The 12,156-nt window shown below is 40.1% G+C and carries 13 protein-coding genes; 8 read left to right on the top strand and 5 right to left on the bottom strand.

Features of this window, described 5'->3' with window-relative positions; genetic code table 11:
• Window positions 1–357: 357 nt before the first annotated feature.
• Window positions 358–588, bottom strand: coding sequence for a hypothetical protein (locus V7K25_RS28335; protein WP_335162785.1), 231 nt, complete (start codon window positions 586–588; stop codon window positions 358–360).
• Window positions 589–733: 145 nt separating this feature from the next.
• Here V7K25_RS28335 and nifE point away from each other — a divergent pair, with 145 nt between their 5' ends.
• Window positions 734–2,146, top strand: coding sequence for a nitrogenase iron-molybdenum cofactor biosynthesis protein NifE (nifE, locus tag V7K25_RS28330; RefSeq protein ID WP_335162783.1), 1,413 nt, complete (start codon window positions 734–736; stop codon window positions 2,144–2,146).
• Between the two features lie 118 nt (window positions 2,147–2,264).
• On the opposite strand, the gene V7K25_RS28325 is transcribed toward nifE, so the two are convergent.
• Both V7K25_RS28325 and V7K25_RS28320 read right to left on the bottom strand, forming a co-directional pair.
• The gene (locus V7K25_RS28325; RefSeq protein WP_335162781.1) at window positions 2,265–2,489 is read right to left on the bottom strand and encodes a hypothetical protein; all 225 of its coding nucleotides are present in this window, start codon (window positions 2,487–2,489) and stop codon (window positions 2,265–2,267) included.
• Window positions 2,490–2,493: 4 nt separating this feature from the next.
• Entirely contained in the window at window positions 2,494–3,537 is a 1,044-nt protein-coding gene (locus tag V7K25_RS28320) for an MFS transporter (protein WP_335162779.1), read from the bottom strand.
• A gap of 476 nt (window positions 3,538–4,013) precedes the next feature.
• On the opposite strand from V7K25_RS28320, the gene V7K25_RS28315 reads away from it, so the two are divergent.
• The 6 genes from V7K25_RS28315 to V7K25_RS28290 all read left to right on the top strand — a co-directional run bounded on the left by V7K25_RS28315 (window position 4,014) and on the right by V7K25_RS28290 (window position 9,949).
• Complete coding sequence (locus V7K25_RS28315) at window positions 4,014–4,976, top strand: TauD/TfdA dioxygenase family protein (protein WP_335162777.1); 963 nt, start codon at window positions 4,014–4,016, stop codon at window positions 4,974–4,976.
• A gap of 144 nt (window positions 4,977–5,120) precedes the next feature.
• Window positions 5,121–5,294, top strand: a complete 174-nt coding sequence (locus V7K25_RS28310; RefSeq protein ID WP_335162775.1) for a hypothetical protein — start codon at window positions 5,121–5,123, stop codon at window positions 5,292–5,294.
• Entirely contained in the window at window positions 5,295–6,002 is a 708-nt protein-coding gene (locus V7K25_RS28305) for a TauD/TfdA dioxygenase family protein (RefSeq protein WP_335162773.1), read from the top strand.
• 90 nt (window positions 6,003–6,092) lie between these two features.
• Window positions 6,093–7,178 (top strand): aliphatic sulfonate ABC transporter substrate-binding protein, encoded by a 1,086-nt coding sequence (locus tag V7K25_RS28300; RefSeq protein ID WP_335162771.1) that lies wholly within the window; start codon window positions 6,093–6,095, stop codon window positions 7,176–7,178.
• Window positions 7,179–7,462: 284 nt separating this feature from the next.
• Window positions 7,463–8,053: an ABC transporter substrate-binding protein gene (locus V7K25_RS28295; protein ID WP_335162769.1), complete on the top strand. Its 591-nt coding sequence runs from the start codon at window positions 7,463–7,465 to the stop codon at window positions 8,051–8,053.
• 432 nt (window positions 8,054–8,485) lie between these two features.
• Window positions 8,486–9,949 carry an ISLre2 family transposase gene (locus V7K25_RS28290; RefSeq protein ID WP_335162767.1) on the top strand — a complete coding sequence of 488 codons (1,464 nt, stop codon included), beginning with the start codon at window positions 8,486–8,488 and terminating at the stop codon, window positions 9,947–9,949.
• Window positions 9,950–10,132: 183 nt separating this feature from the next.
• Here the strand turns inward: V7K25_RS28290 and V7K25_RS28285 are convergent, their stop codons facing one another.
• The gene (locus tag V7K25_RS28285) at window positions 10,133–10,294 is read right to left on the bottom strand and encodes a hypothetical protein (RefSeq protein ID WP_335162765.1); all 162 of its coding nucleotides are present in this window, start codon (window positions 10,292–10,294) and stop codon (window positions 10,133–10,135) included.
• A 34-nt stretch (window positions 10,295–10,328) separates the two neighbouring features.
• On the opposite strand from V7K25_RS28285, the gene V7K25_RS28280 reads away from it, so the two are divergent.
• Window positions 10,329–11,072, top strand: coding sequence for an ABC transporter substrate-binding protein (locus tag V7K25_RS28280; protein ID WP_335162763.1), 744 nt, complete (start codon window positions 10,329–10,331; stop codon window positions 11,070–11,072).
• A 74-nt stretch (window positions 11,073–11,146) separates the two neighbouring features.
• Here V7K25_RS28280 and V7K25_RS28275 read toward each other — a convergent pair whose 3' ends face one another.
• The gene (locus tag V7K25_RS28275; protein ID WP_335162761.1) at window positions 11,147–11,950 is read right to left on the bottom strand and encodes a sulfite exporter TauE/SafE family protein; all 804 of its coding nucleotides are present in this window, start codon (window positions 11,948–11,950) and stop codon (window positions 11,147–11,149) included.
• Window positions 11,951–12,156: the final 206 nt, after the last annotated feature.

Below are 12,156 nucleotides of genomic sequence, written 5' to 3'. Positions count from 1 at the left end.
TGGCTTTCGTAACTTTAGCAATTTTAGATTACGCAGTTTATTAAACTGGCATTTTAGTATTGATTCTCCATAAAACTAGCGGAAGAACCAAAATTTCTTACTTAATATAGTTCTGTTTAGCCATAGATTTAGAGTATTTTCAAATAATTAAGGCTATAATTACCTGTATAAATTTTTATTTTATTTAAATAAAATACCTGAAATACTATTAGTAAAAAATAAATTACTTAATTGGATTATAAAACAGAACATAAGGTACATAGAAAATATGTATATAATTTATCCTGCTTAATTATCTAATAATTTATATTCTAAAAATCTCAAAAAAATACTTGATCTCACATATTATTAGCTATACTAATATTTAGATAGACTAACATTAGCCAAAGAATTATAGTGTTTATCGTCTGAGTGAGTTACATCTGGTTGCAGTGAGGGGCTAGAGGCGAAGGTGTACCTCATACAATTAAGGACTGCTATAACAGGTATTTCTAAAAATACAGGATGCATCAGAGGAGTTGCTTGTTTTATCTGAAATGCTAGTGCATCAATTGCTGTTTTTTGTAATTTTTCTGCAATCAATCGCAATAAATTTTGTCTACTACCATCTATAAAAACGAGTGGAGACTAGGAAGTGGTAAGTAGCAAAAATAAATAGGAGATAGAGAGAAAATAATACTCCTAACTCCTCAGTTTTGGCTGTTTTGTATTTATTTTTAGCACGAGGAAAAGCATGAAAAATACTCAAGTCGCAATTAACGAACTACTTAGTGAAACACCTTGCAAATCTAACCAGAAAAAATTTACTGGTCAGAAAAAACTCACTTGCACAAAACCACCACAACCAGGTGCAACCCAAGGAAATTGCCCTTTTGATGGAGCGATGGTTTCTGTCGGAGCTATTACTGATGCTGTTCATTTAGTACATGGTGCTGTTTCTTGTACTCACAATCCTTGGGCAACTCATGGCAGCCTATCATCAGGCTCACAATTATACCAAACTGCTTTTACTACTGATTTTAGTGAAGGTAATATCGTTTTTGGTGGAGAAAAGAAACTGTACAAAGCGATTGTGGCTGTTGCTCAACGCTATCATCCTGCTGCTATTTTCGTTTACGCTACTTGTTTGTCTGCTTTGATTGGTGATGATATTGATAGTGTTTGTAAACTAGCTGCACAACAAATTAATCTTCCAGTTATCTATGTAAATGCGCCTGGATTTCTTGGTAGTAAAAATTTAGGGAATCGCATCGGTAATGAAACTTTATTGAATGCTGTTATTGGTACAGCCGAACCGGAATTTACTACACCATTCGATATTAATATTGTTGGTGACTATAATGTTGCCGGTGAAACGTGGAATATCTTACCATTATTCCAAAAAATGGGAATTCGCGTTCTTTCTAAAATTACAGGAGATGCTCGTTATCAAGAAGTTTGCTATGCTCATCGTGCCAAATTAAATGTAGTACTTTGCTCAAATGTAGCTATACAGATGGCGCAAACTATGGCGGAACGCTATGGAATTCCTTATATTGAAAAATCGTTCTATGGTGCGACCAACTTAAACGATTGCTTGCGAAATGTTGCGGCAAAATTAAGCATATCCTTGGGAGATAGTGTTATTGCCTCTGAACTGCAAGAACGTACAGAAAAGTTAATTTCCCAAGAAAATGCTGCTCTAGATATTGCTCTAGCTCCTTACCTTGCTGATTTAAAAGGTAAACGGATTATTCTTTCTACTGGTGGTGTGAAAAGTTGGTCGCTTATTTTAGCAGCCCAAGATTTGGGAATGGAAGTTATTGCAGCTACAGATGGCAAAACAACAGAAGAGGAGAAAGCTAAAATTAAACAATATCTTGGTGCAGATGCAATGCTTTTGTCTGATACAACTCCCCAGGCTTTATTAAAGGTATTACACCAAACAAAAGCTGATGTATTGATTACTGGGGCTGGCAATAAATATACAGCACTCAAAACGGGAATCCCTTTTTTAGACATTAACCATGAACGTCACCATGCTTACGCTGGTTATGCAGGTTTGGTGGTACTAGCACGCGAACTACATGAAGCCTTGTATAGTCCTATATGGGAGCAAATTAGCAAATCTGCTCCTTGGGATGAAAAAATCAGCTATCAGCTATAGGTGCAACTTTATTCTACCAACTTGATGTAATTGATCGTCTTCCACTACACTTTAAGGTGTGGTGGAAGATGCTTGTTTTCCAAATATCTGCTTTGTTGTACAAAGAGAAGCGACTTGTTTAGCGATCAATCCAACCCCTCACTACTGGCAATTGTGCAGAGAACCATAGCGCACCTAAGATATTTAGACTGCCACAGACGATCAAGGCATTAGTCGCACCAAAATTCTGTGCCAAAGTTCCGGCTAACAGATTCCCAAAGGGCATCATACCCACCATTGCTAGGGCATAAAAACTCATCACCCGTCCCCGCTTATCCTCGGCAACTAGGGTTTGGATAATCATATTACTACTGGCTAATCAGGAGGATAGAAAAGCAGCCTGTAAACACCAGTATGATTATGGATAATCCAACTTGACGCGATAGTGAGAAGGAAATCACACTTATTCCAATCAAGACTTGAGCGACTACAATCAAACGTTCTAAGCCCGCAATCCCTCGCCTAACACTCAGATACAAACAAGCAAACAACGAGCCAATAGGCGCTGAGGTGCTGAGGTGAGCCATCGTAGTTGCATCCCCATTTAAAATCTTAGCCGCGAAGATGGGCATGAGCGCGACATGAGACATCCCGACTAAACCTTGTAATGCCAGTATTAATAAAATTGCTCTAATCGGCTGGAATTTGGAGACATATTCAAAGCCCTCCCGCAATTTATGTAAAGTATCGCTCAAGCTCGTTAGGGTCAACGTGGGTCTGACTTTCAGCCGCATCGCTAGCAGGGTAAAGATGGCAGGAATATAGCTGAGGGTATCGTAAAGAAAACAATATTTTACCCCTAGTGTAGCAATCAAAATCCCGCCCATAGCCGGCCCCAATACCGAAGAGGAACTTAACATTACTGAATTCAAGGCGATCGCATTACCCCAATCAGCGCGATCGTCTACAGTTTCGGTGACGATTGTATGGCGCACGGGCATATCTAATCCCTTGAGCAAACCATTGAGAACACTCAATACCAATAGGATGGGAAACGTAATCCAATTTGTAAAGGTAAGAATCGTTAATGCCAAGGAAACGCTAATTCCCACTATCTGCACCAGCATTAACAAGTCACGACGACTCCAGCGATCGGACAATACGCCGGAAAAGGGAATCACTAATAACGTAGGTAAAAATTGCACAAACCCGGCAATTCCCAACAACCAAGCTGATTGAGTCAAATCGTATACCAGCCAAGGAATAGTTAACTGCTGGGTCATAACTGTTCCAGACATTGATAGTAACTGTCCCCCGAAAAACAGGCGAAAGTTACGCCAGCGCAAGGCGGGTAAATGGTGGTACGTGATATTACTGATGCTTTCCCCTAGTTGTCTATGCCAAATTTTCATGAGGAAAATCTTATCATGGTTTACTAATAATTAGATTAACTAAGAATTATCAAATAATCGCGTAGTTTACTACCCAGGCATCGCTGATCTGTCTGAGCTAGGGCTTTTGCACATTGACATCGGATCGCTATAGAAGAGGATTGGTCTGCAAAAACGTAGGAAGTTACTATAGCGGTTCTCGAATGGAAGCAATACAGTTTGACCTCTCTCCAAACCTCTCTCCTAAAAGGAGAGAGGTTTTGAATCTTACTCCCCTTCCCTATAAGAGAAGGGGCTGGGGGTTAGGTCTGTATTGCACTCAACAGAGAAGCGCTATATTTAGCAACTACATACTACGACAAATCTATCGGAATACTGTATGATGATTTCAGTTATACTCCCAGCATTGGAATGTTGCTATCAGAGTATCGGCAAAATTCCCAAGGAAATAGGCGAGTGTGAACACCTCCCGATAGATCAAACTCTGGAGAATCTTAATGGGCTATAAACATATAGAAGTTAAACAGGTAGCTGGTTTCATCGGTGCAGAAATCGGCGGCGTAGACCTTTCTCGCTCTCTTTCTGAGGATCAAGTCCAAGAAATTCGCAAAGCGCTATTGAAGTGGAAAGTTGTGTTCTTTCGTGGTCAGAACATCGATCATGCTGCCCAGGTCGAGTTCACATCTCGTTTTGGTGAAGTTACTTTCGCCCATCCCTTGGGAGAGCCTGAACCAGTTTCGGGATTCCCCCAGATCAAACCTGTAGACCGTAGACTCTATGAAAAGCAATATGGTTTTCGTACTGGCGGCCCTTGGCACACTGATGTAACGGCAGCGATTAACCCACCAGCAGCGTCAATTTTACGCGCAGTTAATGTCCCTAGTTTCGGTGGTGATACCCAGTGGAGTAATCTCGTTGCCGCTTATGAGGGACTCTCAGCACCCCTGCGATCGCTAGCTGATACATTAAAAGCGGAACATCGCTTTAATGGAGGCGGTTATCAACCGCGCAATAACAAATTCGACGAGCGCATTGCTGTCAATCCCCTAGTTTCTATTCACCCAGTCGTCAGAGTTCATCCTGAAACTGGTGAGCGTGCCTTGTTCGTCAACCCTGGCTTCGTCTCCCGCATTGTTGATGTGTCACCAGAAGAGAGCAGACTGTTGCTAGAGTTGTTCTTTAAGCAAGTCACCAAACCTGCCTACACCACCCGCTTCCGTTGGAACAACGGTGATATCGCCTTCTGGGACAACCGCGCCACCGTGCATTTGGCTCCTCAAGATTTGGATCATTTGGATGTCGAACGTCTCCTCTATCGCACCACCATCACAGGCGATGTTCCAGTCGGGGTTGATGGTTTCCGTTCAGAAGTGGTTCAAGGTGAAGCTTTCAGCGCTGAAGTACCAAGCGTCTTCAAGCAGAAAGCTGAGTCTAAGGAAGCACAACCAGTCCTTTCGTAAAGCTGAGTTATAAGTCATGAGTGCTGAGTAAATTAAAAACTACTCAGTACTTATGAACGCAGACATGAACCCCTTGTAAAGCAACGAGGGTGATTTTGCATGACTGATGTATACCCCTAAATCTAAATCTAAGGAGATCCAATTATGACACTCACGGCAAGCCGGATTGAGATTACACCCACCGAAGCGGCTCTTGGTGCAGTGATTACCGGATTCGATGTTAATTCTGTGGAACCAGAGGTAATTCTACAACTCAAACAGGCATGGCGATCGCGCCATCTTCTCATCTTCAAAAACCAAATATTAACTGACGATTAGTTGTTAGCCTTTGCCAATTACTTTGGCGATATTCTTCAACAACCTGCTTATATCCGCAAAGGAGAAACAGAAGAATACCTGCCGCCCCTAGTTCTCACTCTCGCAAATGCTGCTTCTGAAGAAAGTTCAGTCAATATTCGACCGAACTATCAGGAACTTTTACCTCACATCGATCACTACTGGCTGCCTGTACCATCTAGCGGTTCTTTCTTATATGCAGTAGAAGTACCTGAGAATGGCCCTAATACCTATTGGGTAAATTTAGCTCAGGCTTACGACGAGCTAGATGATGCTACCAAACAGCAAATTGCTGGCTTGCAAGCTCGTTACTTTAATCCCTATGGTAATAGCGATCGGGATGAGTATGGTCAGCCTAAATATGCAGCTGGTCGCACTCCAGAACCAGGCGAACGAGTAGCAATTCATCCTCTGGTTCGCACACATCCAGATACAGGCAAAAAGATCCTCTTTTTCAATGCAGCTAGCGATGTAGACATCGTGGATTATGACCATGTAGAAGGGGCAAAACTAGTTGCAAAGTTGCAAGAGCATATCAAACAACCCCGATTTGCCTATCGTCACCAATGGAGCAAGGGCGACCTACTTTATTGGGATAACCAAGCAACGGCTCACTACCGCCCTGAATTTGATGCCAATGCCACTCGTATTCTCAAACGGGTTAGCCTTCGGGGTAGTCGTCCTTTCTAAAGGTTTAACAATCTAAGAATATAGAACGAAATGAGGTCGTTGATTGTTGACAGTTAACAGTCAACGGTCAACACTACAGGATTAACAACCATGATTAAACCTTATGTCAGGAAACGATTAATTTCCAGGCGAGATTTGCTTTATACCTTGTATGGGTTCGCCTCTTTCGCTACATTGGTAGGCTGTGGAGCAAATGCTGGTAGTGGAAACAAGAATACGATAAGTAACAATAACAACACTATTGGCAGTAATAGCGGTAGCAATAATAGCAAGCCTAAACTTATTCGGCTTGGCTTCACATCATTTGGCGATCTAACAAGAGAAAAAGGTGTAATCGAAAAGCGTTTAGCTCCTTTGGGAGTAGATGTTAGCTGGTCGAAATTTATCTCCGGGCCACCCCTGCTGGAAGCCTTAAGCGTGGGTAGCCTTGATGGGGGACAAGTCGGGGAAACGCCGCCTATCTTTGCTCAGGCTGCTGGTAACAATTTGGTTTACCTAGTGAATATCCCGGCAGGTACGGGGGAAAGTTATGGGATTATTGTGTCAAAGGATTCTCCCATTAAAACGGTGGCGGATCTTAAAGGCAAAAAGGTTGCCTATGCCAGAGGAACTGCTCTGACCTATTTTTTGGCGAAAGCGCTGGAAGAAGTTGGGCTGAAGTTTAACGATGTTCAAGGTGTGAATTTGACTGTTGCTGATGGACAATCAGCATTTTTAAACAAAACTGTTGATGCCTATGTAGCGATCGACCCCACACTGATCAAGCTTCAACAAGAGGGAACGATCCGAGTGTTGCGGGATGCTCAGGGAATTAAAACACCAGGCTCTTTCTACTTAGCTGCCAGAGAATTTGCTAGTAATAACCTTGAACTCTTCAAAGCAATTCTAGAAGAGTATTATCAAGTTGGAGAGTGGGCAAATCAAAACAGGCGAGCTGCGGCTGAAATCCTTGCTCCGAAGTTAAAGGTTGATGTGCCAACGATGGAAACAATGTTGTCTCGACGAAAGTACGATATGCAACCTATTAATGAGCAAGTGCTGGGAGATCAACAACAGGTTGCCGATCTTTTGTACCAATTAAAAATTGTGCCAAAACAAGTCGATGTCCGGGAAGCAACTCTGACTTCTGAGCAGTATGCGGAAATTATACCGGATAGTATCAGAAATAAGGCTTGATTTAGCGATCGCAAACTAGCTAAACGAAAATAAAGAGGCTGTGTCAGAAGATATAACACTGGGTGAAAAAGAGGATAACTAATGCTCAATAGCTAATATGTCCTTTTCCTGACAGCTATTGCCTTTCTTCCACATCTATGGGATTTTTATTTTAAGGAAGTACGGTTTGGCGACCAAATTATCGTAGTTTAAATCCGGAAAATCGTCAGAAACACGCTACAGTATTTGGTTGCTTGTTAGCGGTAAATTTGACCCTTTAGCTTAAATCCCTAGAAACAATCCAAATGTGCATATTCAATAAATTCAATGGGGGTCAGATTTTTGCTCAGTCGTTGCTGGGCATTTTGTTGTTAACTGCTTGTTCTTCCCCAAATTCTCAGTCTTTAACCACCTCTACTCCCAGCGCGTCTAATCCAACAGCAGCAAGCGATACTTTAAAGCTTCTCTATTGGCAAGCACCAACTATTCTTAATCCCCATCTAGCTCAAGGTAGCAAAGACTTTGAAGCTAGTCGAATTACTTATGAACCTCTAGCCAGCTTCGATAAAGATGGTAAATTAGTCCCTTTTCTCGCAGCAGAAATCCCCTCTTTAGAGAACGGTGGAGTAGCTAAAGATGGTAAATCAGTAACTTGGAAACTCAAAAAAGAAGTTAAATGGTCTGATGGTAAACCTTTTACGGCTGCGGATGTGGTGTTTACCTACCAATTTGTGAGTAATTCATCTGTCGGTGCAACCACTGCTGCTAATTATCAAGCTGTCAAAAGCGTTGAACCCGTGGATGACTATACTGTTAAAATCAATTTTCAGGAGCCTAACCCAGCTTGGTCATTACCGTTTGTTGGTTCCAACGGGTCAATCATCCCCCATCAGTGAGAGGTTAAGATAATTTTACTTTTGTCAATAAGCAATAGTACTTAAAATTCTGATAAAAATGGGGCTAATCAACAGAGTTTTTGAGCGTGCGATCACCTCATATTTAAAAGCATCATTCGTTTTTGCCTCAGAATTCAGTATAAAAGTTAATCTTATACTCAGTATTTTACCCACCTTTCAGCATGATTACTAATTGACAAAAATGATTTTGTCTTAACCTCTCACCGGGAGCAACGCGATTTGGTGAGGTTGAGCAAAAAAGGTGCGATCGCTAAAAACCTATGTAGGCGTACTTAGAATAGTTATCACGTCAGACCGAGTATTAATGCTGCGTTAACTTGTAGATGATTTTAGGATAAAAAAAAGGTAGGATTCCCTTTGGAGTAAAGGTTTTGATATCTGAGATCAAAACAAAAACAGGGAATGCTTACCATGAAAAATAATATATATTGTACTTTTGATTTAAGCAAATCGTTAGAACACTTTCAAGAAAAAGTTACGAAAATTTTAGAATTAACGAATATTCCAGAATGGAATGGACAAACTTTCAAATTACGTGAAAAAGAAATTAGGGAATCGGCATTAATTTTAGCAGGGGAATGTATTGCTTTGTTGCTTCATGACTTGTCTAAATCTCAAGAATTTTTGCACAAAACAATGCAGGAAACTCAGGGATGGTGGCACAATAAAACGCGAAAGCACGGTTGTAAAGAACGGCAAATATTAACAGTTGGTAATGTCGCAGTAACTTTAAAGCTACCGTATGTAGTTGAACGCCACACTCAACCAAATAAAAATAAAAAATCTACTCATGTTGGATTCTGCCCATTCTTAAGATATTTAGGAATGTCCGAAGGTTTAACCCCTGAAGTTTTATCGACTATTGCCCGATATGGTGCAATTGCTGGCTCCTTTGAGGCAGCACGGACAACATTAATTGATTGGGGCATAAATATCAGCTTAAAACGCATAGAACGGCTAACATATTACTTTGGTAAAATTGGTATAAATTTACGTGAATCAAAACTAACAAGTTTAGAGCTTGGTAGTTTACCGATTCGTAACATTCTTAAAGACCAGCGTGTTGTTATTGCTGTAGATGGCGGTCGTACACGGATTCGGATTAATAAGAAAGGTAGGCGTAAGGTTAAAACTAATCGTGTAGGCTTTACAGGAGAATGGATTGAGCCAAAACTATTAACAATTTATGTAGTGAATGAGCAAGGTGAAAAAATCAAGAATGGAGAGATTCCAATTACCAATGATGGAACTTATAAAGGATATCAAGGGTTTTTGCAGATATTAGAGATGTACTTGGTTAATTTAGGTATTAGTCAGGCGAAACAGGTTTTATTAATTGCAGATGGAGCAGAATGGATCTGGATACATATTCCTCCTTTACTTAAAAAATTAAAATGCCCACCTGAAACTTATCAATTATTAGACTTTTTTCACGCAGCATCACATTTACAAGACTTCGCTGATGCTGCTTTTAGCACAAACAATGAGCGTCAACAATGGTTTCAAAAAGCTCGAAAAACTTTAAAAACAGGTCAGGCACTAGATTTAATGAGAAACATGGGTGAATTTATTTCTGAGGCGAACGGAGAGCGCCTCAAAATTTTGGTACGAGAGCGAAATTATATTTTAAAAGCTTACCGACGCAGGCTTTTAAGATATAACGAAGTTGCATCCCGAAAATTACCTCTTGGTAGTGGTGCGGTTGAAAGTTTGATTCGTCAAGTCGTTAATTTGCGTATGAAAGGTAATAGTAAGTTTTGGCTTCAAGATAACGCAGAAATTATGCTGCATCTCCGTTGTCAATGGATAGCTAAAAGTTGGGATAATTTTTCTGATGCTATCTTTAATTCGTTTATCAAACCCCAAACTGGCTGATAAATTTTATACTTCAATTCTGTACCCAATTGATTTTCTGCCATAATTGATACCAAGTCTTAAAGAATTATTGCAGATATATTTGGAAATAATCGTCAAATGATTTACTAGCAATCTTTTTGAGATATCTCATCAAGATGATTTTTCGTGTAATTACGTGTATTAATTGCAAATAAAATTACCTCATACACAAATGTAAGTTTTAGCGATCGCACCTTTTTCACCCAACCTCACAAAATCGCGTTGCTCCCGATTAGATATCAGCTTCGGATCTTTTTTAGAACGAATTGCGATTAATGAGACTGACCCTAATAAACAAACCAAAGACGGTGAACGCTCCAGCATAGAGTTCCCCCATCCTTTTTTTAAAGATTTGAAAGTGCGTCAGGCTTTTAACTATGCTATTGACCGTGACACGATTAATCAACAGTTATATGGTCAAACTGGTCGTTCTGTAACAAATATTTTAGTAGCGCCAGATATTTATAATTCAACTAATACGAAATATGAATTTGATTTGAAAAAAGCCAATGCTTTGTTAGATGAAGCTGGATGGAAAGATACTAACGGCAACAGCATTCGGGATAAAAATGGTCTAGAACTTAAGGTTTTGTTTCAAAGTTCAGTCAACCCAGTCCGCCAGAAAACTCAGGAAATTATTAAACAATCGCTAACTTCTATTGGTGTAGGGGTAGAACTAAAAAGTATTGATTCAAGTATTTTCTTTTCTAGTGACCCTGCTAACGCAGATACTATGGCTCGCTTTCAGGCTGATTTACAAATGTTTAGTAGTGGTAATAGTAACCCAGATCCAGGTACTTATCTGAAAGCTTGGACTTGTAATGAGATTCCTCAGAAGAAAAATAATTGGTCGAAACCAAATAGTTCTCGTTACTGTAACCCTGAATATGACAAGCTTTGGCAACAATCTAATACAGAATTAGATCCACAAAAACGCCGACAATTAATTATTCAAATGAACGATTTGTTAATTAAAGAACAAGCTGTGATTCCTCTAATTTCTCGCGCCAATGTTAATGGAGTTAGTAACAGACTCACTGGTATAGATTCAACTCCTTGGGACGATCGCACCTGGAATATTAAAGATTGGCGACTAAAGTGAACGACTAGGGATGAGGCAAGAGTTTTCCAATCCGGACTAAAGCTAGAGAAGTTGTCACTTTATGCCAAGTCCCTTTAAACAAAAGGTGTTAATTCACCAACAGTACTAGTTGACTGATTAGGCTGTAGAGATTTACGTAGTGTTACAATTGTAAGAATACTCACAACTGTAAGATAAATACGTTGTAGCCAGATAGTACTCAAGCTGAGGGTGATACGTCCGCCAATGATTCCACCTACAAACATTGTAAGACCAAGAATCATACCCAACTTGTAATCAATAATGCCTTGTATCATAAATATTAAAGTGGCAACCAACGAAGAAAATATATTAATAAGCTTAGTCGTAGCTATTGCTTGAACAAATGTCATGCGAAATAAAATTACGTAGGCTGCTGTAAGTAAAGTTACATAACCGCCACTGAAAAAGCCACCGTAAATACCAAGAATGAAGGTGACTACATAGCCTGCAATTTCTGCTATCCGTGAAGGTATTGCCTCTGCTGGAACTAGTCCGGCTTTCCTGTTCGCAATTGATAGCACCGTAACTACAATCATCGAGATAGAGATAATAAGTGGCATTGACCTTGACGGCACAACCAAAACAAGTAATGCTCCGACAATTGATGCAACCAGGGTTAGAACTATCAATAGTGGTAAGCGACGGCGGTCAATTACTCCTTTCCCAATAAAAGGTAATGTACCACCAACACTCATCAAAGTTAATGCCAGCATATTAGTAGCCAGGGCGGTACGCGGTTCAATCCCAAACTGAAGCATCACTGGTACAGTAATTAATGAAGTGCTACCCGTGATAACACTGATGACGCTTGCTATCAAAAAAACTGTAATCAGGATAAGCAATTGAGTAGTTACCAAGACATTACTCTTTAAAACTATAGTTTGTCGGTCAAGCTACTGGAGTTAATAATAAAAGTAAATTAGCATAAAAAGTCTCGCTAGTAGCAATGGCACAAGATGTCAGCTTCCCTGACACTGTTGGCGAAATATTTCTTCACATTAAAAAGCGATAAAAATTAATCAATTTGGAGAAATCGTAAGTGACTTCTTGCAGCAGTTTTGGC

It is taken from the genome of Nostoc sp. (assembly GCF_036919495.1).
GTDB lineage: Bacteria > Cyanobacteriota > Cyanobacteriia > Cyanobacteriales > Nostocaceae > Nostoc.
Note: the sequence above shows the minus strand (reverse complement) of the source record. Positions and strands in the feature narration are given on the sequence as shown.